Source organism: Streptomyces sp. SLBN-118, from assembly GCF_006715635.1.
Lineage (GTDB): Bacteria > Actinomycetota > Actinomycetes > Streptomycetales > Streptomycetaceae > Streptomyces.
The window spans coordinates 1,921,463-1,947,138 of record NZ_VFNP01000002.1 but is presented as its reverse complement, the minus strand read 5'-3'; the positions used below and the strand labels follow the sequence as shown (position 1 = coordinate 1,947,138).

Genomic DNA, 25,676 nt, shown 5'->3' with positions numbered 1-25,676 from the left:
GAGCAGAGTTGAAGATCAGTCAGGATGTACCGAGCAATGCGACCTTCGCCCAGGAGGACAGCCTTCCCCGCGTGCCCCTGCCCGCGCTGGAGGCGAGCTGTGAGAGGTTCCTCGCCTGGTGCGCGCCGCTGCTGACCGCCGACGAGCTGGCGGCGACAGAGGCGGAGGTGGCAGCCTTCCTCCGGCCCGACGGCCCCGGCCGGGTGCTGCACGCGGCGCTCGAGGCGTACGACGCCACGGAGGGCGTGCACAGCTGGCTCGACACCTTCTGGCCGTACCGCTACCTGGGCCGCCGGGACCGGATCGCGCTCAACGCCAACTTCTTCTTCCTGTTCAAGGACACCGGCGAGGCGCAACTGGAACGGGCGGCCGGGCTGGTCGCCGGGGCCCTCAACTACAAGCGGCAGCTCGACCAGGGGCTCATCCCGCCGGTCCTGCAGCGAGGAGTGCCCCAGTCGATGGTGCAGAACAAGTTCCTGTTCTCCACCACCCGGATCCCCGGCGCCGAGCTGGACACCGTCCGCGCCCCCTACACCGAGGGGTGGCCGGGCCCGTCCGACGCACGGCACATCGTGGTGTTCTTCCGGGGCGGCATGTTCCGGATGGACGTGCTCGGCCCCGACGGTGTCCCGTACGGCCTGGACGACATCGAGGCGGGCCTGAGCGCCGTGATGAAGGCCGGTGCCGAGCCGGCGGACGTGTCGGTGGGCCACCTCACCACCATGGCCCGCGCCGACTGGGCGGCCGCCCGGCAGTCCCTGATCGCCTCCCACCCCCGCAACGCCGACGCACTCGACGACGTGGAGACCGCGCTGTTCTGCGTCTGCCTGGAGGACTTCGCACCCGCGGACACCCAGGAGGCCTGTGACGAGCTGCTGAACGGCGACCGCGGCAACCGCTGGTTCGACAAGGCCGTGTCCTTCGTCGTCTTCGCCGACGGCCGGGCGGGCATCAACGTCGAGCACTGCGAGCTGGACGGGACGACCATCCTCAGCTTCACCGACGCCCTGCTCAGCACCACGCCCGAGGAACACTCCCGGCAGTCCGGCGCCCGCTCCCAGGGGATGCCCGCGCTGGAACCGATGGCGTTCGAGCTGGACGCCGCCCTGCGGGACCAGGCGCGCTCGGCCGCCGAGGCGTTCGCCGCGTACGGACGGGCCACCGCGACGGCCACCGTGTCGTTCGACGACTTCGGCGCCACCACCGCCAAGGCGCTCGGAGTCTCGCCCGACGCGTTCGTCCAGGTCGCCTACCAGCTGGCCCACCAGCGAGCCAAGGGGCACCTGGGCGCCACGTACGAGTCCATCGCCACCCGTCAGTACCGGCACGGGCGCACCGAGGCGATGCGTGTCGTCACCCCGGAGATGGTCGCTTTCGCCGCGGCGATGGAGGACCCGTCGACGGACACGGCCACCCGCCGCGCCGCCTTCCGGGCCGCGGCCCAGGGCCATGTGACCCGCGCGAAGGAATGCCAGGCCGTGCAGGCGCCCGAACAGCACCTGTGGGAACTGGAACTGATCCAGCGCCGGCGCGGCACGGAGCTCGGCGTGGGCGAACAGCCCGCGCTGTACCGCACACCGGGCTGGCTGACGATGCGCGACGACTACCTGAGCACCAGCTCGGCGCCGTCCCACAACATCCAGTACTTCGGCTTCGGCTCGACCAGCCTGCAGTGCATCGGCGTCGCGTATGTGCTGCTGCCGGAGCGTTTCAACGTCTACCTGAGCACGCCGCAGGCGGTGGCGGACCAGATGCGGACGTTCGCGGACCGGCTGCGGGAGGCGGTGGCCGAGCTGCGGGAGCTGCTGGCGGACTGACCCTGCTGCGAAAGGGCCGCCGCCCCGGGGCGGCGGCCCGTCGAGGCGACTGACCGCCGGTCGGACAGGCAGGCGGCAGGCGGCATGTCAGCGTGCCGCTCCGGTCGCGAGCGTTCGGCCCATGGTTGGCTGTCGAGCGGGGCGGGCCAACACGGGAACTTGCGCCGACGCCAGGAGCTGACATGACGACGGAACTCGACCGGGACGACTTCGGTCGGATCACTCATGATCCCGCCACCGGACGACTCGAGCTCGAATGGTTCGAGTCGACCGCGAACATGACGGATCAGGACTTCCGCCGGAGCCTCGACCGGCTTGCCGAACTCGCGGAGGAGCATCGGCCACGTCACGTGGTGATCGACGTGACCCTCTTCGGCTTCGCGCCCGGACCCGACACGGCACACTGGCGCGAGGAGACGATCATCCCGCGCTACAACGATGCCGGGATCGAGAAGTTCGGCTTCGTCATGCCGCCCGGTTCTCCCCCGTCCGGCGAGCCCGTACCCGAGCCGGGAGCCGACTTCCCGACCGGCTGGTTCGCGAGCCGTGCGGCTTTGGAGGCATGGCTGAAGCAGCCCTGAGAGCGCTGTGCGGTCCGGACCGGCGGTGCGACCAGGGGCGCTCAACGCACCGGGAAGCCGCAGGAGTAGCCCTGCTCCTTGAGCCAGGGGAGGATCCGGCGCAGGGCCGCGACGGTCTGGGCCCGGTCACCGCCCGCGTCGTGGAAGAGGAGCGTCGGCCCGTTGGGCAGCTCCCGCTTGACGGTGGCGACGATGGCGTCCGTGCCCGGTCGTACGAAGTCCTTGGTGTCCACGTTCCAGCCCAGCGGGCGCATCCCCCGGGAAGCGGCGAGCTTGCGGCTGTGAGGGGTGAAGGCCCCGCCGGGCGCCCGGTAGTACATCGGCCGTACGCCTCCGGACGCCTCGGTGATCACGCGTTCGGCGTCGCGTATCTGCTGCGACTGATAGGCCTGGGACTTCTTGTCCATGGTGGTGTCGTGCGACTCCGAGTGGTTGCACAGCCGGTGCCCGGCCGCGACCACCTTCTTCACGAGGTCCGGGTGGGCCTGCGCCTGCGTCCCCACCATGCAGAACGTGGCCTTCACCCCGTACTCGCGCAGCACGTCCAGCACTTGAGGGGTCCACACAGGGTCGGGGCCGTCGTCGATGGTGATGTTGACGCCGCGCGTCCCCTTGTCCGAGGCGTGCGCGATGGTCTCGGCGACCCGCTTGACGTCACTGCCGGGCGTCGCCGACGGGGCCGCCTTCGGCGACGAGCCACCCACGGCACCGGCCTGCGCGGTCCACACCGAGGCACCGGTGGTGAGCACCATCACCCCGAGCGCCGCCCCGACCACCTTGCCGTACCAGCCCCGCCCGCCGCCGTGCCGTGCCATGTCCGCCCCCGCTTTCGCGCAGTCCCTCGCCGATTCCCGGTCACTTTGCGACCACCTGCCAGGACGAGGGGCGGCGGCCACGGGATGCGTCCGTCACCGATCCCGGACAATCTCGGGGGAGTTCGCGGACAACTCGACGGGGCAGCGGCCGGAACCGGCCCAGTTGGCCCGATCCCGGGGCGGAGGCCACGGTGCGGGCTGTCGTTCCTTTGGCCTCCCCGGACATCCCCGACGACGAGACGTCCCTGAGATCGTCAGCGGTGAAGTCGGTCGACTTCCAGCTCACCTCGGTGCCTGCCCTCTCCGCGAAGACCAGCACCGTGGCGACGACCCCCTTGTACAGGGGGCGTTGATACCGCCGGCCATCGTGGGGGTCATTCGATGGGTGCCCAGGAGCCCGCTGTGTCACAATTCACACGTTGTGGCGGGGGAGGGGATGCCATGCCTGGTACGCCTGCGGCGTTCATGAGCTATGTCCGTTTCAATGACGAGCACGACGACGGTCTGCTCACTCAGCTCCGGGAACGGCTGGGCACCGAGGTCCGGGCGCAGACCGGCGAGGAGTTCGCGATCTTCCAGGATCGCAATGACGTCGCCTGGGGGCAGAACTGGCAGCAGCGCATCGATGAGGCGCTGGACGCGGTGACCCTGTTGCTGGTCATCATCACGCCGAGTCTGTTCCGCAGCCCCGCCTGCCGGGCGGAGGTGGCACGGTTCCTGAAGCAGGAGGGTGAGCTGGGCCGCCAGGACCTGATCCTGCCCGTGTACTACATCAGTGCCCGCGAGCTGGATGATCCCCAACTGTGCGAAGCCGATGAGATGGCGCGGGTGCTGGCTTCTCGGCAGCACGCCGACTGGCGGGAGTTACGGTTCGAGCCGTTCACCTCACCGCTGGTGCGCAAGGCGATCGCGCAGTTGGCGTCGCGGATGCGGGACACGTTCTGGCATCCGCCCGCGCCCACCCGGGCGCGGCCCGTCAGGACTGCGGAGGCAGGCGGAGCAGCGGCCGGGTCCACGGAGCAGACGGGCGACACTGCCAGGGGCGTGGCCAAGTCCGAGCCGCCGACGCATGTGGTGGACCCCTTCCACCGGGGTGACTTCGCCACGGTCGGCGCGGCGATCAAGGCCGCGCAGCCGGGTGACCGGATCCTGGTGCGGCCTGGCCTGTACGAGGAGGGCCTGGTGGTCGACAAACCCCTGGAAATCCTCGGCGACGGGCCCCTCGCCGACATCCAGATCCGCGCCCACGACACCAACGCGCTGGTGTTCAGGGCCAGCATCGGCCGGGTCGCGAACCTCACCCTGCGCCAGACCGGCGATAAGCGGCACGGCGTGGACATCACCCAGGGGCGGCTGGAGCTTGAAGGCTGCGACATCAGCAGCCAGGGACTCACCGGCGTCACCATCCGCGACGGCGCCGACCCGCGGCTGCGCCGCAACCAGATCCACGACAGCAAGCAGAACGGCGTCTTCGTCCTTGACGGCGGCATGGGCACGCTGGAGGACAACGACATCACCGGCAACACCTACTCGGGTGTGGAGATCAAGACGGGCGGCAGCCCCACCTTGCGCCGCAACCAGATCCGCGACAACAAGGGTGGCGGCGTCTATGTCCACGACAGCGGCATGGGCACGCTGGAGGACAACGACATCACCGGTAATGCTTTGGCGGGTGTGACCATCCAGGCGGGCGGTAACCCCACCCTGCGCGCCAACCAGGTCCGCAACAACAAGCAGACCGGTGTCCATGTCCATGGCAGCGGCATGGGCACGCTGGAGGACAACGACATCACCGGTAATGCTTTGGCGGGTGTGACGATCCGGACGGGCGGCAGCCCCATCCTGCGCGGCAACCAGATTCACGACAATAAGCAGAGCGGTGTGTTCGTCCAGGACAGCGGCGTGGGGACGCTGGAGGACAACGACATCACCGGCAACACCTACTCGGGTGTGGAGATCAAGACGGGCGGCAGCCCCACCCTGCGACGCAACCAGATTCGGGACAACAAGCAGAGCGGCGTCTATGTCCATGACAGCGGTGTGGGCACGCTGGAGGACAACGACATCACCGGCAGCGCTTTGGCGGGTGTGACGATCAAGACGGGCGGCAGACCCACCCTGCGTCGCAACCAGATCCACCGCAACAAATATGCGGCGGTACGGATTTACGAGGGGGGTGGCGGCGTAATCGAGGACAACGACCTGACGGCCAACACCGGAGGCGCGTGGGACATCGCGAAGGAGGAGAACGTGGTCCGCGCCCGCAACAAGGAATGAATGATCGTGTCGACCGCTGCGGCTGAACGCCTCGAACGCATCACCACCAGAACGACAAACGGCCGTCGGCCGCGCCTTCCGCAGAGGGAAGAACACGGCCGACGGCCCACAGACGGCACAGGCGAGCGGAAACCCGCTCCGACCTGCGGCGTTTTTAGATGTCGAAGTAGAGCTCGAACTCGTGCGGGTGCGGGCGCAGCTGGATCGGGGCGATCTCGTGCGCCCGCTTGTAGTCGATCCACGTCTCGATCAGGTCGGAGGTGAAGACACCGCCCGCCTGCAGGTACTCGTTGTCCGCCTCCAGCGCCTCGAGCACCGCCGGGAGGGAGGTCGGGACCTGAGGGACGCTCGCGTGCTCGTCGGGGGCGAGCTCGTAGAGGTCCTTGTCGATCGGCTCCGCCGGCTCGATCTTGTTCTTGACGCCGTCGAGGCCCGCCAGCAGCAGCGCCGAGAACGCCAGGTACGGGTTCGAGGACGGGTCCGGGGCGCGGAACTCGACGCGCTTGGCCTTCGGGTTCGAGCCCGTGATCGGGATACGCATCGCAGCCGAGCGGTTGCGCTGCGAGTACACCAGGTTGACCGGGGCCTCGAAGCCGGGCACCAGGCGGTGGTAGGAGTTCACCGTCGGGTTGGTGAAGGCCAGCAGCGACGGGGCGTGCTTGAGGATGCCGCCGATGTAGTAGCGGGCGGTGTCCGACAGGCCCGCGTAGCCCTGCTCGTCGTAGAAGAGCGGGACGCCGCCCTGCCACAGCGACTGGTGGACGTGCATGCCCGAGCCATTGTCGCCGAAGATCGGCTTCGGCATGAAGGTCGCGGTCTTGCCGTTGCGCCAGGCGACGTTCTTCACGATGTACTTGAAGAGCATCAGGTCGTCGGCCGCGGCGAGCAGCGTGTTGAACTTGTAGTTGATCTCGGCCTGGCCGGCGGTGCCCACCTCGTGGTGCTGGCGCTCGACCTGAAGGCCGGACGCCTCCAGCTCCAGGGAGATCTCGGCGCGCAGGTCGGCGAAGTGGTCGACCGGCGGGGCCGGGAAGTAGCCGCCCTTGTAGCGGACCTTGTAGCCGCGGTTGTCCTCCAGCGCACCGGTGTTCCAGGCGCCCGCCTCGGAGTCGATGTGGTAGAAGCCCTCGTTCGCCGTGGTGGCGAAGCGCACGCTGTCGAAGACGTAGAACTCGGCCTCCGGGCCGAAGTACGCGGTGTCGGCGATGCCGGTGGAGGCGAGGTACGCCTCCGCCTTCTTCGCGATGTTGCGCGGGTCACGGCTGTACTGCTCGCCCGTGATCGGGTCATGGATGAAGAAGTTGATGTTGAGCGTCTTGTCCTTGCGGAACGGGTCGAGCCGCGCCGTCGACAGGTCCGCGCGCAGCGCCATGTCCGACTCGTGGATCGCCTGGAAGCCGCGGATCGACGAGCCGTCGAAGGCCAGCTCGTCGGACGGGTCGAACGCCGTCGCCGGGATCGTGAAGTGCTGCATCACGCCGGGAAGGTCGCAGAACCGGACGTCGACCATCTTGACGTCGTTGTCCGCGATGAACTTCTTGGCGTCATCGGCGTTCTGGAACATCCAACTCCTCCTACTCCCGACCCGGGGAGGGCGGGGTGGTAGCTCGTCGTGCGGCCAGTGCGGTGGCACACTCTGGACCCGACCTTAGGCAGGCCGGATTTCTCAAGCATGACCCATTTGTTTCGCCCAAGTTAACCGGGCCGGGGCGCCGAAGTCTCGTCGCGGGCTGTCGGACGCTCGTCGAGGACCCGGACCGAAGCGATCCAAACCGGGCGCAGTACCGTGGTCGGGTGGACAACAGGGAAGCAATCGGATCGTGGCTGTCCGGGCCGCGCGCGGCCGCCGAGGACATGGGCGCGGACTTCGGTCACCGGGGTGAGCGGCTCGGCCTGCCGGAGGCCGGACCGGGCTCCATCGCCCCTCTCGGGCGGCGTTTCGGCGCTGTCTTCGTCGACTGGGGGCTGTGCCTCCTGATCGCATACGGACTGTTCGCCGGTGGTGACCGGCAGGCCGCCGGGAACTGGGCGCTCGGCGTCTTTCTCGTACTGAGCGTGCTCACCGTCGGTACGGTCGGCTTCACCCCTGGCAAGCGGCTGTTCGGACTGCGCGTCGTCGCCGAGGACGGCGGGCGGCTCGGGACCGGCCGGGTCCTGGTGCGCAGCGTGCTCCTCTGCCTCGCGATCCCGGCCCTGATCTGGGACCGCGACGGGCGGGGGCTTCACGACCGGCTCGCCCGCGCCGCTCAGGTGCGGATCTAGAGCGGACTGCGGATCTGGAGCGGATACGCAAAGAACATGGCGGTGGCCCGGGACTCGGTCCCGGGCCACCGCCTTTGTCGTGAGGGTCAGCGCATCTTCCCGCCCCGCGGCATCCGCATGCCCTTCGGCATCGGTCCCTTGGGCAGCGGCATGTTGCTCATCAGGTCGCCCATCGCACGCAGACGGTCGTTCGCCGCCGTGACCTGCGGGCCGGTGAGCACGCGCGGCAGCTTCAGCATGGTGGTGCGCACCTTCTTCAGCGGCACCTGGCCCTCGCCGTCGCCCACGATGATGTCGTGCACCGGCACGTCCACCACGATGCGCGCCATCTTCTTCTTCTCGGCCGACAGCAGCGTCTTCAGCCGGTTCGGGTTGCCCTCGGCCACCAGCACGATGCCGGCCTTGCCGACGGCCCGGTGCACGACGTCCTGGCTGCGGTTCATCGCAACCGCGGGAGTCGTCGTCCAGCCGCGTCCCACGTTCTGCAGGACCGCGGCCGCCGCGCCCGGCTGGCCCTCCATCTGCCCGAACGCCGCCCGCTCGGCGCGGCGCCCGAAGACGATCGCCATCGCGAGGAACGCCAGCAGGAATCCGAGGATGCCCAGATATACGGGGTGGTCGATCAAGAAACCGATCGCGAGGAAGACACCGAAGGTGACGATTCCCACAGCCGCGACGACAAGACCGACCTTTGAGTCGGCCTTCCGGGTCATCTTGTACGTCAGGGCGATCTGCTTCAGTCGCCCGGGGTTCGCAGCGGCGTCAGCGCCGTCTGAGTTTGCCTTCCTCGCCATGACTGGAAGTTTACGTGGCCGAGGAAGTGCGCCCCGCCACGGCCTCCAGTACATCCTGCGCCTCGACCCGGTCCTTGGCCCTGCGCCGGTCTTCCAGGACGGCGGTCCAGGCGTTCCTGCGGGCGGTGCGCTGCCCGCTGCGCATGAGCAGCGACTCCATGGCGCGCAGAGCATCGGTGACGGACGGGATGGCGTTTGCGCGTACGGGACGAACCGGCGCGGCCTGCATGATGAGGGTCCCCCTCGGGGTGAGGATCGACGTGGAGCGGACGGTGCGGGGGGTGCATCGGGGAGGCGGTGCGTGCTGGGTGAATCGGGGGGTGTGTGCTGTGCGTAGAGCCAGCATCACTGATTGGTGTTACCAGGGCGTGACCCCGGGGTCAAACACCGATGAAACGTTTACGCTCGTGCCGCAAAAACTGACGCGGCCCGTACACCGCCCCGACCTGCGGGGGAGTACGGGCCGCGCCCAACTCGCCGTTACTCGGCGGTAGTTGCTTGTGCCTGAATTCACACAGTCTGTGATGCGGTCACTGCCTCGCCGCGCCGCTCCATCGCCTGCTGGTACAGCCGTCCCGCGCGGTACGAGGAACGGACCAGCGGGCCCGACATCACACCGGAGAAGCCGATCTCCTCGGCCTCCTCCATCAGCTCCACGAACTCGTGCGGCTTCACCCAGCGCTCGACCGGGTGGTGCCGCACGGAAGGACGCAGATACTGCGTGATCGTGATCAGCTCGCAGCCCGCGTCGTGCAGGTGCCGCAGTGCCTCGCTGACCTCCTCGCGCTCCTCGCCCATGCCCAGGATGAGGTTCGACTTGGTCACCAGGCCGGCCTCGCGGGCGCGCGTGATGACCTCGAGGGAGCGCTCGTAGCGGAAACCGGGGCGGATCCGCTTGAAGATCCGCGGCACGGTCTCGACATTGTGGGCGAGCACCTCGGGCCGCGAGGAGAAGACCTCGGCCAGCTGCTCGGGCACCGCGTTGAAGTCGGGGATGAGGAGCTCGACCTTGGTGCGGCCGGCCTCGCGCTCCGAGGTCATCGAGTGGATCTGGCGCACGGTCTCCGCGTACAGCCAGGCGCCGCCGTCCTCCAGGTCGTCGCGCGCGACGCCGGTGATGGTGGCGTAGTTCAGGTCCATCGTGACGACGGACTCGCCCACCCGGCGCGGCTCGTCACGGTCAAGCGCCTGCGGCTTGCCCGTGTCGATCTGGCAGAAGTCGCAGCGCCGGGTGCACTGGTCGCCGCCGATGAGGAAGGTCGCCTCGCGGTCCTCCCAGCATTCGTAGATGTTCGGACAGCCGGCTTCCTGGCACACGGTGTGCAGACCCTCGCTCTTCACGAGCTTCTGCATCTGCGTGTACTCGGGGCCCATTTTCGCCCGGGTCTTGATCCACTCGGGCTTGCGCTCGATGGGGGTCTGGCTGTTCCTGACCTCCAGGCGCAGCATCTTGCGTCCGTCGGGTGCGACTGCGGACACGACCGGCTCCCTACAGCTTCGATTCTTCGGCGAACACCAGGGTACGCCCGTTATTCGTACGGCCTTACGTCTGGCCAACCTGCGGCCGGACGGCCGCATTCCTCAGACGGTCGCCGTCTGAGGAATGCGCGGCTTCTCCGCCTCGCGCACGATCTCGCGCGGCTTGAGGTCCGCCTGCTCCAGCACCTCGCGCAGATGCCGCTCCAGTACGGGGAGCACCTCCGCGATGGTGATGTCGCGGCCCAGCTCGCCTGCCAGCGAGGCCACGCCCGCGTCCCGGATCCCGCACGGCACGATCCGGTCGAACCAGGTGTTGTCCGGGTTCACGTTGAGCGCGAAGCCGTGCATCGAGACGCCCTTGGCGATACGGATGCCGATGGCCGCGAGCTTGCGGTCCTCGCGGCGCTGGCCCGCGTTGGACGGCGCGTACTCCGGGCCGTTCAGCCGCGGGTCGAACTCGTCGTCCTGGAGCCGCGGGTCGAAGTCGAGCGCGAGTCCGCCGATCGCCGGGCGCTCCTCGACCGGGTCGCCTAGCATCCAGACGCCGCTGCGGCCCTCGACCCGGCTGGTCTCCACGCCGAACTCCGCACAGGTGCGGATCAGTGCGTCCTCCAGCCTGCGGACGTGCGCGACGACATCCACCGGACGCGGCAGTTTGAGGATCGGATAGCCCACCAGCTGGCCGGGGCCGTGCCAGGTGATCTTGCCGCCGCGGTCGACGTCGACGACGGGAGTGCCGTCGAGCGGTCGCTCACTGTCGTGCGTACGCCGCCCGGCCGTATACACCGGCGGGTGCTCGAGCAGCAGACAGGTGTCCTCGATCTCGTCGGCGAAGCGGGCGGCGTGGACCTCGCGCTGCTTCTGCCACGCCTCCTGGTACTCGACGGCTTCGTCGCCGAACCCCAGATGGACGAACCGCAGCTCACTCACGGCTGTGCCTCCCTAGAACCTTCAGCGTGCACTCATCACGCCCCAGCCACTGTACGGCGGCCCTCGGGAAAGCGGCCGGGCAGGGATGTTCGCCGGATGTCCGTCAGGGACGACCTCAATCCTCACACGATCGGATGAATGTGAAGCGAAGGTGGCGGTACAGGCGGGAAGGGCCGCTAAATTCGCGCCGTTCCATGAGGGCTGCTCTCGGCCCGGAAGGCAGGAGACCGCACAGCTGATGACGGAACGACCCCCGCAGCGCATCCCCAACCGACAGCTCGCCGCGCTGATCGCAGAAGCCGGATTCTCCAACGCAGGACTCGCCCGCCGGGTGGACCAGCTCGGCCTCGAGCACGGCCTCGATCTGCGCTACGACAAGACGTCCGTGACCCGCTGGCTGCGCGGACAGCAGCCGCGCGGTACGACGCCCGCGCTGATCGCCGAGGTGTTCACACGGCGGCTGGGCCGCCGGCTGTCGGCACAGGACCTCGGCCTTGACGCCTGCGCCCCCGTCTACGCCGGTCTGGAGTTCGCGTCCACCCCCGAAGAGGCCGTGGACATCGTCGGCGGGCTGTGGCGCAAGGACTCCGGCAGCCATGCGGAACTGCGGAAGATCGCCTTCACCCCGGCCGGTCTGGTGGTGCCCAGCCGGGACTGGCTGATCGGCCGGGCCGACGAGCGGGTGAGCCGCGGGGAAGCCGTGCAGAACGGCACGCCCCGTGTTCCCCAGCAGGGCCGCGTCTCGGTGCCCCGCCAGCGGGGCACCGACCGGGGGCCCGGCCAGAAGGTCTCCGGCGGCGACATCGCGGCGCTGCGCTCGGTCGGCGAGCTCTTCCGCAGCCTCGACCACGCCTACGGCGGCGGGCACGCCCGCCAGGCCCTGGTGCGCTATCTGGAGCACGAGGCCGAGCCGATGCTGCGCGGCACGTACGGGGAGGCGACCGGTCGGCGGCTGTTCGCCGCGGCCGCGGATCTGACGCGGCTGGCCGGCTGGACCTCGTACGACATCGCGGCGCACGGGCTCGCCCAGCGCTACTTCGTCCAGGCGCTGCGGCTCGCCCAGGCCGCGGGCGACCGGGCGTACGGCTCGTATGTGCTGGTCACCATGAGCCGCCAGGCGGTCTACCTCGGGCACGGGCGCGAGGCGGTCCAGCTGACGCGCGTCGCCCAGCAGGGCGTGGGCTCATCGGCGCCGCCGATCGTGCAGGCGCTTCTGTACGCCGTGGAGGCGCGGGGGCACGGGGTGCTCGGCGAGGTCCGGGCGTGCACTGCCGCGCTGGTGCGGGCCGAGCGGGCACTGGAGACGGCGCGGCCGGGGGACGATGTGCCGCAGTGGGCACGCTTCTTCGACGAGGCGCAGCTCGCGGACGAGTTCGGGCACTGCCACCGGGATCTGCAGCAGTACCGCTCGGCGGTGCAGCACGCCGAACGCTCGCTTCAGCTGCGCGCGCCGGCGTACGCGCGCAGCCGCCTCTTCTGCCGGGTGGTGCTCGCGTGCTCCCGGCTCGGGCTGGGGGAACTGGACCAGGCGTGCGCGCTGGGAGCGGAGGCGGCGCTGCAGGCGTCGGAGATGCGGTCGGCGCGGGCGGTGGAGTACGTACGGGACTTCGAGCGCCGGCTGGAGCCGTACCGGGACGCGGCGGCAGTTCGGAACTATCGCGACCGGGTCGCTGCGCTGGGCTAGGTCGGGGTCCCCGCCGGGCCCCGCCCCCTCCTACGGCCTGGTGGCCGGGGAGGTACGCCCATCCCGAGCCAGGGGTAAGCCCCAGACCCCGTATACGACCTTCGGCCGCATGTCCTCAACGCCGGACGGGCTGAATATCCGCCGGTCGGCCTGAGGATTCAGGCCGACCGGCGGGAGAACTCGGCCCCGCGGCCATTGAGGCCGGGGGGTTCGGGGCCGGAGCCCCCGCGCAGGGTCCGGGGCGGAGCCCCAGAGTGTCCCCCCGGACGCCAGGGCTACGCGGCCGCCGGGAGCGCGGCCGCCTCCTCCCGTGGTGACTGGACGCCGAAGTCGCGCAGGATCGCCTCCGCCGCCCTTCTGCCCGAGAACAGCGCCCCCTGCACCGTGCTCGTGTCCCGGTGGTCCCCGCAGACGTACAGGCCCGACAGCAGTCGCACGGGGCGGCGCAGGTCGTGCGGTGGGGGCATCGCCGGGACCGCCTCCGGGTCGTGGTGGACCGACAGGAGTTCCCAGTCGTCGGTGGGCGTGCCGTAGAGCGTGGCGAGGTGCGCGCGGACCCTGCGGTCCAGATACGGCGGGGGAGCGCCCAGCACCGTCGAGGAGATCAGCACCCGGCCTGCCGGTGCGCGCGAGGGGTCGACCTCGCTCATGACGGCGGTGTGTGAAACGGGTCCGCCTCGGTCCGCGTCCAGGACGAGGGCCGGGTCTGCGAGCGGGGCTCTGGGCGCGGTGTGGTGCAGCACCGTCACCGGGTGGAAGGGCGGCACCCGCAGGCCCGGCAGCAGTTCGGCGGCCGCACGGGCGCCGGTGGCCAGCAGCAGGGCGCGGCAGCGGAGTTCGCCGTATTCCTGGGTTCTGACCCGGCTGATGGAGGCGTCGCCGACGCGGATGTTCGTGTGGACGGTGCCGGGCGGCAGGGCGGCCGCAAGCTGCCGGGGCAGGGCCGCGGCGCCGCCCTCGGGCACACACATCAGGCCGCGTGCGAAACCTCGCAGCGCCAGATCGGCGCACCGGCTGGAGGTGATCAGCGCCGGGTCGCACAGGAGCGTGGAGAGCAGCGGTCGCAGGAAGCCGTGGACCGTACGCGCGGGCAGTCCGCGGGCGAAGAGCGAGCCCGCCGTGGCTCGCTCGGGGCGGGTGAGCAGGCGCTCCACCGAGGTGGCCGCGAGTCTGGCCAGGGACGCGCCGAGGCGCGCCTGGTCCAGGGGCCTGGGGGCGCTCGCGAGGGCGCGCGCGACAGTGAATGCTCCCCCTACGCCCCGCAGGGCGTGAGGAGACCCCCACCGCGCGCCCCCTGGTTCACCGGTCCGCGGGACCACTTCACCGGTGCGCTGCAGCCGTCCTCCGCTGTGTACGAGCACACCGGGCGAGAAGGGCCGCAGGACGACGTCCCCGAGCCCGCCCGTACGGCGCAGTGCGGGATACGAGGTGTTGAGCAACTGGCCGATGCGGTCGAGCCGGAATCCGTCGAGCTCCTCGGTGGCCATCCGGCCGCCCACCTCGGGGGCGGCTTCCAGAACACTGACCGTGATGCCTGCGGCGGTCAGTTGATGAGCCGCCGAGAGACCGGCGATTCCGGCCCCGACGATGACGACGTCCGCATGATGAGCGGTGCTGAGCACGTGCCCCTCCCCGAGGTCGGCGCGGCTGGTGGGAGGCTCATGCCCCCAACAGGCCCGAGGAATACCCGAGTTTCGCCCGAGAGTAGGCAGGGGTGGCCGAACCGGGAGTCGCGCATGCGGTGGAGCACCGGTGCGCGGGGGCGCACGCGTCCTTCAAGGAAGCGCCGCCCTCGGGCTCCCGCCCCGCGCTCCCCCGGGCCCGAAGCTCAGGCGGACGCGTGCACGGCCGCGCCGATCGCCTCGTCGATGCCCGGGAAGGCGAACGTGAAGCCCGACTCCAGCAGCCGGGTCGGCAGCACCCGGGCGCTGGTCAGGATGTCGCCGGTCAGTTCTCCGAGCGCGATCCGCAGTGCGGGGGCCGGGACCGCGAAGAGCGTCGGACGGTGCAGCGCGCGGCCCATCGCCGCCGTGACCTCCCGGTTGGTGACCGGGTCAGGGGCCGTGAGGTTGAACGGCCCGGACAGCGACTCCGTATCGAGGAGGTGCCGCAGTGCGGCGACCTCGTCGTGCAGCGAGATGAAGCTCCAGTACTGCCTGCCGTTGCCGAGCCGCCCGCCGAGACCGGCCTTGAACAGCGGGAACATCCGGCCCCAGGCCCCACCCTTGCGTGAGACCACAAGTCCGGTGCGGGCGAAGGCAGTCCGGATGCCCGCCTCCTGTGCCGCGGCCGCCGCCTCTTCCCACTCCACGACCGTGTTTGGCAGAAATCCGTCGCCCGGGGGCGCGCTCTCGTCCACCGCGCGGCCCCCGGTGTCGCCGTAATAACCGATCGCGCTGCCGCAGACCAGCACCCGTGGCGGCTCGGCCAGCGAGGCCAGGGCCTCCGCGACGGCGGCCGTGCCCAGCACGCGGCTGTCCCTGATCTCCTTGCGGTACGCGTCGGTCCAGCGGTGGTCGCCGATCCCGGCGCCCGCGAGATGCACGACGCCCTCGCAGCCGACGAGTCCCGCCACGTCGACGTACTGCCGCCCGGGGTCCCACTCCACCTCGTCCCCGGCCTGCGGTGGGCGGCGCACCAGGCACACCACCTCGTGCCCGTCCGAGCGCAGCGAGCGTACGAGTGCCCTGCCGATGAGTCCGGTGGAACCGGTGACCGCGATACGCATGGGCTCATCCTGCCCCGCCGGCCCCGCATGGCACAGTGACCTCCATGCCCGAGTCGCACATACGTCCCGCACTGCCCGCCGACGAGGCCGCCCTCGGCGAGCTCGACCGCGACACCTGGTCGCCGCTGCACGCCGTACAGCCGAGGCCCCGGCCGCCCTACGACCCGTTCTTCGACTCGAACCACCGGCCCGAGCACTTCCTGGTCGCCGAGGACGCCGACGGCAGCGTCGTCGGCTACATACGGCTGATCCCGCCCACCCCGCTCGCCTGCAACCAGCATGTGCGCCAGATCCAGGGCCTCGCCGTGGCGGACCGGGCGCGCGGGCGCGGCATCGGGCGGGCGCTGCTGCGGGCGGCGTTCGAGGAGGCCCGGCGGCAGGGCGCGGTGCGTATGACGCTGCGGGTGCTCGGCCACAACAAGCCGGCGCGGGAGCTGTACGAGTCGGAGGGCTTCGCGGTCGAGGGCGTACTGCCGGGGGAGTTCTGCCTGGACGGGCAGTACGTCGACGACGTGCTGATGGGTCGCAGTCTCACCCTCTGAGCAGCGGCGCAAGCAACTGGGCCGCCGGGCGCGGGAGTTGTCACGGCTGCCCGAAACGCTCCCAGAGCTTGGGGAAACGCTGTGCCAGGGCCGCGTCGTCGTCGAAGTCGAACGGCGTGCCGACCGGCTCGGCCGCCTGGGGCGGGATTCCCAGATCCGGAGCCACCACGCCGGTGAGCTGCTCGTACGCCTCGTCCGCCGCGTAGCCCAGCTCCTCGCCGTCTCCGTCGATGTCCTCGTCGAACTCGTCGAGGAGCTCGGCGAGCGCGTCCGGAACGTGCACGGCGCCCTCGAAGATCTCCCGGCCCTGACCGATCAGCCAGCAGCGGAAGTAGTCGAACGCGTCGTCGCTGGCGCCGCCGAGGAGCACGGCGGCCGCACCCCACAGATCCCAGGTGTACGCGCGGTTGTAGCGGGCCTCGAAGTGCCGTGCGAAGTCCAGCACGGAGTCGGGGTCGAGCTGCAGCAGCCGCTCGACCAGCAGATCGGCATGGTCCTCGGGGTCGCCCTCGGCGGCCTCGCGGGTGCTGTCGATGATCTCCCAGAACTCCGTCTCGTCCATCACGGGACAAGCATCGTGGTTGGCGGGGGGCTGCGCACGCGGAGCCGCCGAAATGCTGAGTCTTTCGATGAGCTGATGAATGGCGGACAGAGGATGTCGGGTATCCGTGCGACGGTCGGTTCATGACGACGAACACACCGCTGGCAGGGAAAGTCGCACTGGTCGCGGGAGCCACCCGGGGCGCTGGCCGTGCCATCGCCGTACAGCTCGGAGCCGCGGGCGCGAGCGTCTACGCGACCGGAAGGACCACCCGCGAGCAGGTCAGCGAGGTCGGCCGGGCGACCGAGACCATCGAGGAGACGGCGGAACTGGTCACGGCCGCGGGCGGCGAAGGCATTGCCGTACCGACGGACCATCTGGAGCCCGGGCAGGTACGGGCGCTGGTCGGGCGGATCGAACGGGACCACGGCCGGCTCGACATCCTGGTCAACGACATCTGGGGCGGCAACTTTCTGCTCGACTTCAACACCAGGATGTGGGACGTCGAGCTGGAGCGCGGACTGCGGATGCTCGATCTCGGAGCCAGGAGCCACATCATCACCAGCAGCATCGCGCTTCCCCTGCTGGTGCGGCGGCCCGGCGGTCTGGTCATCGAGGTCACCGACGGTACGGCCGCCACCAACAAGGGATTCCGCGAGAACTTCTATTACGACCTCGCCAAGAACGCCCCGATCCGCATGGCCTTCATCCTGGGCGAGGAGTTGAAGAGCGTCGGTGCCACCGCCGTGGCCGTCACCCCGGGCTTCATCCGGTCCGAGGAGATGCTCGACATCTTCGGACTCACCGAGGAGACCTGGCGGGACGGGATCGACAAGCAGCCGCACTGGGCGTTGTCCGAGTCGCCAGTCTATCTCGGCCGGGGAGTCGCCGCGCTCGCCGCGGATCCGCAGCGGGCCCGCTGGAACGGGCAGTCGCTGTCCAGCGCGGAGCTGGCCAGGGAGTACTCAGTCACCGACATGGACGGAAGCCGGCCGGACGTCTGGGCGTACATCATGGCGGAGAAGGCGGCGGAGCAGACCGGGGACAAGCCGTCCATGGGGGACTACCGGTAGAGGGACGGGACTGCCGGTAGAGGGGCTACCGGTAGAGCCGCGCCGCCCGTTCCGCCGACTCGGCGAACCGGGCGCGCAGTTCGGCGGGCTCCAGCACCTCCACATGGGATCCCAACCCGAACAGCTGGCCGTACGCCACCTCGTGGGACTCCACCGGCAGCGTGAGCGTCACCCGGCCCTGCTCGTCCGGCTGTTCCGCGGTCGCCAGCGCCTCGCCGGCCGCCGCCCGGTCCGTGACATACGGCAGTCGGCGCGCGCCCTCCTCGGTGAGCCGCACCACCACCTCGGCACGCAGGATGGAGCGCGCGAACTGCGCCGCGCGCTCCTCCCAGAAGGCGGGCAGGTCGAACTCCTCGTCGCGCTCGAAGACTTCCCCGTCCGGCTCCACGGCCGTGAACCGGTCGATCCGGTACACCCGGAAGGCCGAGCCCGCGCGGGCGCACAGGTACCAGACACCCGCCTTGAGTACGAGCCCGTACGGCTCCAACTCCCGCTCCACCTCGGCATCCTGACGCCGGTAGCGGGCCCTGATCCGCCGGTCGTCCCACACCGCCTCCGCGACGGCCGGCAGCAGATCGGGTGTCCGCGGCTCCTGGTACCAGCCGGGGGCATCGAGATGAAAGCGCTGTGCCGCGCTGTGGGGGGCGTCCCGCAGCGACGGCAGCAGCGCCGCGGACACTTTCAGGCGCGCGGCGGACGCGGCGTCCTGGAGGCCCATCTCCCGCAGCGCGCCCGGAAGCCCGGACAGGAACAGGGCCTCGGCCTCACTGCGCCCGAGCCCGGTGAGCCGGGTGCGGTATCCGCCGACGAGACGGTAGCCACCCGCCCGGCCACGGTCGGCGTACACCGGCACCCCGGCCTCGGACAGCGCGAGCGCGTCCCGCGTGATGGTCCGCTCCGAGACGTCCAGCTCGCGTGCCAGCTCGGCCCCGGTCATCGAGGGCCTGGCCTGGAGGAGCAGGACCATCTTGATCAGCCGGGCGGCACGCATGGAGACATTGTCCCGGGTGGGGGCGCGGGCTTGGAAGGTGTGGCCCGTCCCGGCAGCCGGGACGGGCCATGCGCGTGCTCGGCCGTTACAGGCCGTAGCGCTCGCGTGCCTCCTTCACGGCCGAGGCCGGGACCTCGCCGCGCTTGGCCAGCTGCGCCAGCGCCGCGACCGTGATCGACCGGGCGTCCACGCCGAAGTGGCGGCGGGCCGCCTCACGCGTGTCCGACAAGCCGAAGCCGTCCGTGCCGAGCGAGGAGTAGTCCTGCTCGACCCACTGGCTGATCTGGTCCGGGACCTGGCGCATCCAGTCGGACACCGCCAGGACCGGGCCAACAGCGCCCTCCAGCGCCTGTGTGACGTACGGGGTGCGCTGCTCACCGCGGAGCAGGGCCTCGTCGCACTCCAGCGCGTCCCGGCGCAGCTCGCCCCAGGAGGTCGCGGACCAGACGTCGGCCGTGACTCCCCAGTCGGCGTTCAGCAGTTCCTGCGCCTCCAGGGCCCAGTGGATCGCCGTGCCGGAGGCCAGCAGCTGGAGCCGCGGTGCGTCGGCGGTGGCGGCCGGGCCCTCCTTGAAGCGGTAGAGACCGCGCAGGATGCCCTCCTCGACGCCCTCCGGCATCGCGGGCTGCACCTTCGGCTCGTTGTAGACCGTCAGGTAGTAGAAGACGTTCTCCGCGTCCGGGCCGTACATCCGGCGCAGACCGTCCTTGACGATGACGGCGATCTCGTACGCGAACGCCGGGTCGTAGTTGAGCGACGCCGGGTTCGTGGACGCGATCAGATGCGAGTGGCCGTCCGCGTGCTGCAGGCCCTCACCCGTCAGTGTCGTACGGCCTGCCGTCGCACCGACGATGAAGCCCTTGCCGAGCTGGTCGGCGAGCTGCCACATCTGGTCGGCCGTGCGCTGCCAGCCGAACATCGAGTAGAAGATGTAGAAGGGGATCATCGGCTCGCCGTGCGTCGCGTACGACGTCGACGCGGCGATGAAGTCGGCCATCGCCCCGGCCTCGGTGATCCCCTCGTTGAGAATCTGGCCGTCCTTGGCCTCCTTGTAGTACATCAACTGGTCGCGGTCGACCGGCTCGTACGTCTGGCCCAGCGGCGAGTAGATACCGGCCGACGGGAAGAGCGACTCCATACCGAAGGTGCGGGCCTCGTCCGGGACGATCGGCACCCAGCGCCTGCCGGTCTCCTTGTCCCGCATCAGGTCCTTGACCAGGCGTACGAACGCCATGGTGGTGGCCATCTCCTGCTTGCCGGAGCCCTTTTCGAGCGCCTTGAAGCCGCGCTCCTCGGGCGTCGGCAGCGCGACGGCGTGCACCCGTCGGGCCGGGGCAGGGCCGCCGAGCGCGGCGCGGCGCTCCTGGAGGTAGCGGACCTCGGCGGAGTCGGCGCCGGGGTGGCCGTAGGGCACCAGGCCGTCGGCGAAGGCGCTGTCCGCGATCGGGAGTCCGAGCAGATCACGCATGCCCTTGAACTCGTCGACCGTCAGCTTCTTCATCTGGTGGTTGGCGTTCTTGGACTCGAAGCCCTTGCCGAGGGTGTAACCCTTCACCGTCTGCGCGAGGATCACCGTCGGCGCGCCCTTGTGCTCAACTGCCGCGCGGTAGGCCGCGTACACCTTTCGGGCCTCGTGGCCGCCGCGGGAGGCGTAGAAGCACTCGGCGATCTTCGCGTCGCTGATCAGCTTCGACAGCTCGACGAGCGCGGGCTCGGCGCCGAAGAAGTGCTCACGGATGTACGCGACGTCGCGGGTGGCGTACGTCTGGAACTGCGCGTCCGGGACCTCGCGCAGGCGGCGCACCAGTGCGCCCGTCGTGTCCAGCTGGAACAGCTCGTCCCAGGCGGAGCCCCAGAGCGACTTGACGACATTCCAGCCGGCGCCGCGGAACTGGGCCTCCAGCTCCTGAACGATCTTGAAGTTGGCGCGGACCGGCCCGTCGAGGCGTTGCAGGTTGCAGTTGATGACGAAGGTCAGGTTGTCGAGCCGCTCACGCGACGCGAGCGCGAGGGCGGCGGTCGACTCGGGCTCGTCCATCTCGCCGTCGCCGAGGAAGGCCCAGACGTGCGAGTCGGCCGTGTCCTTGATTCCGCGATTGTGCAGATAGCGGTTGAAGCGCGCCTGGTAGATCGCGGAGAGCGGGCCGAGACCCATGGACACGGTGGGGAACTCCCACAGCCAGGGCAGGCGCCGCGGGTGCGGGTAGGACGGGAGGCCGTTGCCGCCCGCCTCCTGGCGGAAGTTGTCGAGGTGCGCCTCGGTGAGGCGGCCGTCGAGGAAGGCGCGGGCGTAGATGCCGGGCGACGCGTGGCCCTGGATGTAGAGCTGGTCGCCGCTGCCGTCGCTCTCCTTGCCGCGGAAGAAGTGGTTGAAGCCGGTCTCGTAGAGCCAGGCGGCGGAGGCGAAGGTGGCGATGTGGCCGCCGACGCCGAAGCGGGAGCCGCGGGTGACCATCGCGGCCGCGTTCCAGCGGTTCCACGCGGTGATGCGGGCCTCCATCGCCTCGTCACCGTCGAACGCGGGCTCGGCGGAGGTGGGGATGGTGTTGACGTAGTCCGTCTCCAGCAGCCGGGGCACGGGAACCCCGGCCGTCTCGGCGTGCTGGAGGGTACGGCGCATCAGATACGCGGCGCGGTGCGGTCCTGCGTGCTCGGTGACGGCGTCGAGGGACGCCGCCCACTCCGCGGTTTCCTCGGCGTCGCGGTCCGGGAGCTGGTCGAGCTCGCTCGGAAGCTTGCGTACGCGTACGGGGTCGGGCATGGTCGCCGCCTTCCGGACAGGAGGGGGGTGGAGAAAAAGGGGGTGCCTCGTCTGGCAGGACAGGGCTGGGGGTCCCCCGACGAAGTCAGGGGGAAGGTCGGTGGACCCGGAGTCGACTGTAAGTCCCTGATCGATGATCGATCAAAGCTTGGCGGGAAATTGGCATCCAGTGCCGCGAAATGGGGCACAGGGTGCCGCCGCAAAACGGGATGTTCCGGGTGCTCGCCGGTCGCGGCGGTCCGCCCGGTCACCCGGTGTGTTCGTCCTCGAAACGCCGACGGGCCGTGTGTCCGTCCTCGAAACGCCGTACGGGCTGGATGTGCGGGCCGGCTCGACCGCCGGCCCGGGGCCGTCAGGCGCGTGGCGCGCAGCCGAGGACGTGGGCCTTCACCAGCGAGCCGATCTCCGGGTCGCGCCGCCTGAACGCCGCCACCAGCTCCTCGTGCTCCTCCGCGTACGACTTCTGCACCGTCCCCAGCCACCGGATCGACAGCGCCGTGAACACCTCGATGCCCAGCCCCTCCCAGGTGTGCAGCAGTACGCCGTTGCGCGCGGCCCGTACCAGCTCCCGGTGGAAGGCGACCGTGTGCCGCACCTGCGCCGCCGAGTCCGCGGACCGGTCCGCCTCGTACAGCGCCGCCACATGCGGCTCCAGCGCCGAGCAGTCGTCGGCAAGACGCCCGGCCGCCAGCTCGGCGGCGATCTGCTCCAGACCGGCCCGCACGGGGTAGCTCTCATCCAGATCGGCGGCCGTGAGATTCCGTACACGTACGCCCTTGTTGGGCGCCGACTCGATCAGCCGCAGGCTCTCCAGCTCCCGCAGCGCCTCGCGCACGGGCGTCTGGGAGACCTGCAGTTCGGTCGCGATACGCCGCTCCACGATCCGCTCGCCGGGCTTCCAGCGGCCGCTGACGATCCCCTCCACGATGTGCTCGCGGATCTGTTCGCGGAGCGAGTGGACGACGGGCGGGGTCATGAGGGCTCCTTGGAGAACGTACCGGCACCCCTGACAATACGGCGCCCCGTCCGGAACACGTCCGGACGGGGCGCCGTCGTACTGCCGTTGATCCTTACAGGCCGAGCTCGACCTCGAACTCGCCCGCCTCCAGGATCGCCTTGACGGCCGTCAGGTAACGGGCCGCGTCGGCGCCGTCCACCAGGCGGTGGTCGTAGGAGAGCGCCAGGTACGTCATGTCACGGATGCCGATGACGGTGCCCTCGGCGGTCTCGATGACCGCCGGGCGCTTGACCGTGGCGCCGATGCCCAGGATGGCGACCTGGTTCGGCGGCACGATGACCGTGTCGAACAGGGCGCCGCGCGAGCCGGTGTTGCTGATGGTGAAGGTCGCGCCGGACAGCTCGTCCGGAGTGATCTTGTTGCCGCGGACCTTGCCGGCCAGCTCGGCCGTGGCCTTGGAGATCCCGGCCAGGTTCAGGTTGCCCGCGCCCTTGATGACAGGCGTCATCAGACCCTTCTCGGAGTCCACGGCGATGCCGATGTTCTCCGAGTCGAAGTACGTGACGGTGCCCTCGTCCTCGTTGATCCGGGCGTTGATGACCGGGTGGGCCTTCAGCGCCTGGGCAGCGGCCCTGACGAAGAACGGCATCGGGGACAGCTTGACGCCCTCACGGGCGGCGAAGGCGTCCTTGGCCTGGTTGCGCAGCTTCATCACCTTGGTGATGTCGACCTCGACGACCGAGGTCAGCTGAGCCTGGGTGTGCAGGGCCTTCAGCATGTTGTCGCCGATGACCTTGCGCATGCGGGTCATCTTGACCGTCTGGCCGCGCAGCGGGGACACCTCGAGGGCCGGGGCCTTCGCGGCGGCCGGTGCGGCGGCAGCAGCCGGAGCCGCAGCGGCGGCCCGGGCCGCCGCTGCGGCGGCGATGACGTCCTGCTTGCGGATACGGCCACCGACGCCTGTGCCCTTGACCGAGGCCAGGTCCACGCCGTTTTCGGCGGCGAGCTTACGGACCAGGGGGGTCACGTACGCGTCGCTCGCTTCGGCGGCGGCGGGCGCGGCCGGGGCAGCGGGGGCCGGGGTGACCGGAGCCGGAGCCGGAGCGGCGACCGGGGCGGGAGCCGGGACAGCGGCCGGAGCGGGCGCGGGAGCCGGAGCGGCCGGAGCCGCGGGAGCCGGGGCGGGAGCAGCCGGAGCCGGAGCAGCGGCCGGAGCCGGGGCGGTTGGCGCGGGAGCCGCGGCCGGAGCGGCACCCTCGGCGCCGATCACGGCCAGCTTGGCGCCGACCTCCGCGGTCTCGTCCTCGCCGACCGTGATCTCCAGCAGCACACCGGAAGCCGGGGCCGGGATCTCGGTGTCGACCTTGTCCGTGGAGACCTCGAGCAGCGGCTCGTCGGCCTCGACGCTCTCGCCGACCTGCTTGAGCCAGCGCGTGACGGTGCCCTCGGTGACGCTCTCGCCGAGCGCCGGGAGGACGACGTCCGTACCGGTGGCGCCACCCGCGGGGGCAGCAGCCGGAGCGGGCGCGGCAGCCGGGGCCGGAGCCTCGGCGACCGGAGCCGGAGCGGCCGGCGCGGGGGCGGCCGCGGTGGGGGCCTCGGCCGCAGCCGGAGCCGGGGCGGCGGCGGGCGCGCCGCTGCCGTCGTCGATGATCGCCAGCTCGGCGCCGACCTCGACGGTCTCGTCCTCGGCGACCTTGATGGAGGCGAGGATGCCCGCGGCCGGAGCCGGGATCTCGGTGTCGACCTTGTCGGTCGACACCTCGAGCAGCGGCTCGTCGGCCTCGACTCGTTCGCCCTCGGCCTTCAGCCAGCGGGTGACAGTGCCCTCGGTGACGCTCTCGCCGAGCGCCGGAAGGGTTACGGAAACCGACATGGTTTCTGTTGCTCCTAACGAATTGCGGAAGTGGTCGTCGCGCCCGAGGGAATTAGTCGTGGGCGTGCAGGGGCTTGCCCGCGAGAGCCAGGTGGGCCTCGCCGAGCGCCTCGTTCTGCGTCGGGTGAGCGTGGATGAGCTGCGCGACCTCGGCCGGCAGCGCCTCCCAGTTGTAGATCAGCTGGGCTTCGCCGACCTGCTCGCCCATACGGTCACCGACCATGTGGACGCCGACCACGGCACCGTCCTTGACCTGGACGAGCTTGATCTCGCCCGCGGTCTTGAGGATCTTGCTCTTGCCGTTGCCCGCCAGGCTGTACTTCAGCGCGACGACCTTGTCCGCACCGTAGATCTCCTTGGCCTTGGCCTCGGTGATGCCCACGGAGGCGACCTCGGGGTGGCAGTACGTCACCCGGGGCACGCCGTCGTAGTCGATCGGGACGGTCTTCAGACCGGCCAGCCGCTCTGCCACCAGGATGCCCTCGGCGAAGCCGACGTGCGCGAGCTGGAGGGTCGGGACGAGGTCGCCGACGGCGGAGATCGTGGGGACGTTCGTCTGCATGTACTCGTCGACCAGGACATAGCCGCGGTCCATCGCGACGCCCTGCTCCTCGTAGCCGAGACCGGCGGAGACGGGGCCGCGGCCGACGGCGACGAGCAGCACCTCGGCCTCGAAGGCCTTGCCGTCCGCGAGCGTGACGCGCACGCCGTCGGCGGTGTACTCGGCCTTCTCGAAGAAGGTGCCCAGGTTGAACTTGATGCCGCGCTTGCGGAACGCGCGCTCAAGAAGCTTCGAGCTGTTCTCGTCCTCGACGGGCACGAGGTGCTTCAGGCCCTCGATGACCGTGATCTCGGAGCCGAAGGACTTCCACGCGGAGGCGAACTCGACGCCGATGACGCCGCCGCCCAGCACGATCGCGGACTGCGGGACGCGGTCCAGCACCAGCGCGTGGTCCGAGGAGATGATGCGGTTGCCGTCGATCTCCAGGCCCGGCAGCGACTTCGGTACGGAGCCGGTGGCGAGGAGGACGTGACGGCCCTGGACACGCCGTCCGTTGACGTCGACGGAGGTGGGGGAGGACAGCCGGCCCTCACCCTCGATGTAGGTGACCTTGCGGGAGGCGATCAGACCCTGGAGACCCTTGTACAGGCCCGAGATCACATCGTCCTTGTACTTGTGGACCGCCGGGACGTCGATGCCCTCGAAGGTGGCCTTGACGCCGAACTGCTCGCTCTCGCGGGCCTGGTCGGCGATCTCGCCCGCGTGCAGCAGGGCCTTGGTGGGGATGCACCCCCGGTGCAGGCAGGTACCGCCGACCTTGTCCTTCTCGATCAGGGCGACGTCCAGGCCCAGCTGAGCTCCGCGCAGCGCCGCAGCGTAACCGCCGCTACCACCGCCGAGGATCACTAGGTCGAAAACGGTGCTGGCGTCGTTCGCCACGTCACGTCCTCCATGCATGTGCGCCGGTCGCCGGACCTCTGTGCCCGGGCGGCGGCTGGTGTTCGGCCGCTGTTTCTTCGGCCCTGTGGTGGGGGCCCTGTCCTGCCGAGAACCCATCTTCGCACT

General features: G+C 70.3%; 21 protein-coding genes. 7 read left to right on the top strand and 14 right to left on the bottom strand.

Annotation, left to right across the window (positions count from 1 at the left end; translation table 11 throughout):
• Positions 1 to 14: 14 nt before the first annotated feature.
• Both FBY35_RS27540 and FBY35_RS27535 read left to right on the top strand, forming a co-directional pair.
• Positions 15 to 1,817 (top strand): choline/carnitine O-acyltransferase, encoded by a 1,803-nt coding sequence (locus tag FBY35_RS27540; protein WP_260848962.1) that lies wholly within the window; start codon positions 15 to 17, stop codon positions 1,815 to 1,817.
• Between the two features lie 182 nt (positions 1,818 to 1,999).
• Entirely contained in the window at positions 2,000 to 2,398 is a 399-nt protein-coding gene (locus tag FBY35_RS27535) for a hypothetical protein (protein WP_142216664.1), read from the top strand.
• Positions 2,399 to 2,439: 41 nt separating this feature from the next.
• On the opposite strand, the gene FBY35_RS27530 is transcribed toward FBY35_RS27535, so the two are convergent.
• A complete protein-coding gene (locus FBY35_RS27530) occupies positions 2,440 to 3,213 on the bottom strand; it encodes a polysaccharide deacetylase family protein (protein WP_142216663.1) in 774 nt (257 codons plus the stop codon).
• Positions 3,214 to 3,654: 441 nt separating this feature from the next.
• On the opposite strand from FBY35_RS27530, the gene FBY35_RS27525 reads away from it, so the two are divergent.
• Complete coding sequence (locus tag FBY35_RS27525; RefSeq protein WP_160159324.1) at positions 3,655 to 5,490, top strand: right-handed parallel beta-helix repeat-containing protein; 1,836 nt, start codon at positions 3,655 to 3,657, stop codon at positions 5,488 to 5,490.
• Between the two features lie 154 nt (positions 5,491 to 5,644).
• On the opposite strand, the gene glnA is transcribed toward FBY35_RS27525, so the two are convergent.
• Positions 5,645 to 7,054 carry a type I glutamate--ammonia ligase gene (gene glnA, locus FBY35_RS27520; RefSeq protein ID WP_142216661.1) on the bottom strand — a complete coding sequence of 470 codons (1,410 nt, stop codon included), beginning with the start codon at positions 7,052 to 7,054 and terminating at the stop codon, positions 5,645 to 5,647.
• Between the two features lie 230 nt (positions 7,055 to 7,284).
• Between glnA and FBY35_RS27515 the strand changes: the two genes are divergently transcribed.
• Positions 7,285 to 7,752: an RDD family protein gene (locus FBY35_RS27515; protein WP_142216660.1), complete on the top strand. Its 468-nt coding sequence runs from the start codon at positions 7,285 to 7,287 to the stop codon at positions 7,750 to 7,752.
• An 86-nt stretch (positions 7,753 to 7,838) separates the two neighbouring features.
• Here FBY35_RS27515 and FBY35_RS27510 read toward each other — a convergent pair whose 3' ends face one another.
• The 4 genes from FBY35_RS27510 to lipB all read right to left on the bottom strand — a co-directional run bounded on the left by FBY35_RS27510 (position 7,839) and on the right by lipB (position 10,955).
• Positions 7,839 to 8,546 (bottom strand): DUF4191 domain-containing protein, encoded by a 708-nt coding sequence (locus FBY35_RS27510; protein ID WP_142216659.1) that lies wholly within the window; start codon positions 8,544 to 8,546, stop codon positions 7,839 to 7,841.
• 10 nt (positions 8,547 to 8,556) lie between these two features.
• On the bottom strand, positions 8,557 to 8,775 hold the full coding sequence (locus FBY35_RS27505) for a hypothetical protein (RefSeq protein WP_142216658.1): 219 nt from the start codon (positions 8,773 to 8,775) through the stop codon (positions 8,557 to 8,559).
• A 281-nt stretch (positions 8,776 to 9,056) separates the two neighbouring features.
• The gene (gene lipA, locus FBY35_RS27500) at positions 9,057 to 10,025 is read right to left on the bottom strand and encodes a lipoyl synthase (RefSeq protein WP_142216657.1); all 969 of its coding nucleotides are present in this window, start codon (positions 10,023 to 10,025) and stop codon (positions 9,057 to 9,059) included.
• A gap of 102 nt (positions 10,026 to 10,127) precedes the next feature.
• Entirely contained in the window at positions 10,128 to 10,955 is an 828-nt protein-coding gene (lipB, locus tag FBY35_RS27495; protein WP_142216656.1) for a lipoyl(octanoyl) transferase LipB, read from the bottom strand.
• Positions 10,956 to 11,193: 238 nt separating this feature from the next.
• Between lipB and FBY35_RS27490 the strand changes: the two genes are divergently transcribed.
• Entirely contained in the window at positions 11,194 to 12,639 is a 1,446-nt protein-coding gene (locus FBY35_RS27490; RefSeq protein WP_142216655.1) for a regulator, read from the top strand.
• Positions 12,640 to 12,914: 275 nt separating this feature from the next.
• Here the strand turns inward: FBY35_RS27490 and FBY35_RS27485 are convergent, their stop codons facing one another.
• Together FBY35_RS27485 and FBY35_RS27480 are read right to left on the bottom strand one after the other, a co-directional pair.
• Positions 12,915 to 14,261, bottom strand: coding sequence for an NAD(P)/FAD-dependent oxidoreductase (locus FBY35_RS27485; RefSeq protein ID WP_142216654.1), 1,347 nt, complete (start codon positions 14,259 to 14,261; stop codon positions 12,915 to 12,917).
• Between the two features lie 206 nt (positions 14,262 to 14,467).
• A complete protein-coding gene (locus FBY35_RS27480; RefSeq protein ID WP_142216653.1) occupies positions 14,468 to 15,367 on the bottom strand; it encodes a TIGR01777 family oxidoreductase in 900 nt (299 codons plus the stop codon).
• Between the two features lie 44 nt (positions 15,368 to 15,411).
• Here FBY35_RS27480 and FBY35_RS27475 point away from each other — a divergent pair, with 44 nt between their 5' ends.
• On the top strand, positions 15,412 to 15,909 hold the full coding sequence (locus FBY35_RS27475) for a GNAT family N-acetyltransferase (RefSeq protein WP_186357077.1): 498 nt from the start codon (positions 15,412 to 15,414) through the stop codon (positions 15,907 to 15,909).
• Positions 15,910 to 15,949: 40 nt separating this feature from the next.
• Here FBY35_RS27475 and FBY35_RS27470 read toward each other — a convergent pair whose 3' ends face one another.
• Positions 15,950 to 16,471, bottom strand: coding sequence for a DUF4240 domain-containing protein (locus FBY35_RS27470; RefSeq protein ID WP_142218195.1), 522 nt, complete (start codon positions 16,469 to 16,471; stop codon positions 15,950 to 15,952).
• A 122-nt stretch (positions 16,472 to 16,593) separates the two neighbouring features.
• On the opposite strand from FBY35_RS27470, the gene FBY35_RS27465 reads away from it, so the two are divergent.
• Positions 16,594 to 17,523, top strand: coding sequence for an SDR family oxidoreductase (locus tag FBY35_RS27465; RefSeq protein WP_142216651.1), 930 nt, complete (start codon positions 16,594 to 16,596; stop codon positions 17,521 to 17,523).
• Positions 17,524 to 17,548: 25 nt separating this feature from the next.
• Here the strand turns inward: FBY35_RS27465 and FBY35_RS27460 are convergent, their stop codons facing one another.
• The 5 genes from FBY35_RS27460 to lpdA form a co-directional block, all read right to left on the bottom strand.
• Entirely contained in the window at positions 17,549 to 18,514 is a 966-nt protein-coding gene (locus tag FBY35_RS27460) for a YafY family protein (RefSeq protein ID WP_142216650.1), read from the bottom strand.
• Between the two features lie 85 nt (positions 18,515 to 18,599).
• Positions 18,600 to 21,275, bottom strand: a complete 2,676-nt coding sequence (gene aceE / locus FBY35_RS27455) for a pyruvate dehydrogenase (acetyl-transferring), homodimeric type (RefSeq protein ID WP_142216649.1) — start codon at positions 21,273 to 21,275, stop codon at positions 18,600 to 18,602.
• A 352-nt stretch (positions 21,276 to 21,627) separates the two neighbouring features.
• Complete coding sequence (locus tag FBY35_RS27450; protein ID WP_142216648.1) at positions 21,628 to 22,251, bottom strand: GntR family transcriptional regulator; 624 nt, start codon at positions 22,249 to 22,251, stop codon at positions 21,628 to 21,630.
• 94 nt (positions 22,252 to 22,345) lie between these two features.
• Positions 22,346 to 24,109, bottom strand: coding sequence for a 2-oxoglutarate dehydrogenase, E2 component, dihydrolipoamide succinyltransferase (gene sucB, locus FBY35_RS27445; RefSeq protein WP_142216647.1), 1,764 nt, complete (start codon positions 24,107 to 24,109; stop codon positions 22,346 to 22,348).
• A gap of 52 nt (positions 24,110 to 24,161) precedes the next feature.
• Positions 24,162 to 25,550, bottom strand: a complete 1,389-nt coding sequence (lpdA, locus tag FBY35_RS27440) for a dihydrolipoyl dehydrogenase (RefSeq protein WP_142216646.1) — start codon at positions 25,548 to 25,550, stop codon at positions 24,162 to 24,164.
• Positions 25,551 to 25,676: the final 126 nt, after the last annotated feature.

Coding starts and splice junctions, on each gene's coding strand:
- FBY35_RS27535 (WP_142216664.1), top strand. CDS start 2,000: ATGACGACGGAACTCGACCGGGACGACTTCGGTCGGATCACTCATGAT.
- FBY35_RS27530 (WP_142216663.1), bottom strand. CDS start 3,213: ATGGCACGGCACGGCGGCGGGCGGGGCTGGTACGGCAAGGTGGTCGGG.
- FBY35_RS27525 (WP_160159324.1), top strand. CDS start 3,655: ATGCCTGGTACGCCTGCGGCGTTCATGAGCTATGTCCGTTTCAATGAC.
- glnA (WP_142216661.1), bottom strand. CDS start 7,054: ATGTTCCAGAACGCCGATGACGCCAAGAAGTTCATCGCGGACAACGAC.
- FBY35_RS27510 (WP_142216659.1), bottom strand. CDS start 8,546: ATGGCGAGGAAGGCAAACTCAGACGGCGCTGACGCCGCTGCGAACCCC.
- FBY35_RS27505 (WP_142216658.1), bottom strand. CDS start 8,775: ATGCAGGCCGCGCCGGTTCGTCCCGTACGCGCAAACGCCATCCCGTCC.
- FBY35_RS27490 (WP_142216655.1), top strand. CDS start 11,194: ATGACGGAACGACCCCCGCAGCGCATCCCCAACCGACAGCTCGCCGCG.
- FBY35_RS27480 (WP_142216653.1), bottom strand. CDS start 15,367: ATGCGTATCGCGGTCACCGGTTCCACCGGACTCATCGGCAGGGCACTC.
- FBY35_RS27475 (WP_186357077.1), top strand. CDS start 15,412: ATGCCCGAGTCGCACATACGTCCCGCACTGCCCGCCGACGAGGCCGCC.
- FBY35_RS27470 (WP_142218195.1), bottom strand. CDS start 16,471: ATGGACGAGACGGAGTTCTGGGAGATCATCGACAGCACCCGCGAGGCC.
- FBY35_RS27465 (WP_142216651.1), top strand. CDS start 16,594: ATGACGACGAACACACCGCTGGCAGGGAAAGTCGCACTGGTCGCGGGA.
- FBY35_RS27460 (WP_142216650.1), bottom strand. CDS start 18,514: ATGCGTGCCGCCCGGCTGATCAAGATGGTCCTGCTCCTCCAGGCCAGG.
- aceE (WP_142216649.1), bottom strand. CDS start 21,275: ATGCCCGACCCCGTACGCGTACGCAAGCTTCCGAGCGAGCTCGACCAG.
- FBY35_RS27450 (WP_142216648.1), bottom strand. CDS start 22,251: ATGACCCCGCCCGTCGTCCACTCGCTCCGCGAACAGATCCGCGAGCAC.
- sucB (WP_142216647.1), bottom strand. CDS start 24,109: ATGTCGGTTTCCGTAACCCTTCCGGCGCTCGGCGAGAGCGTCACCGAG.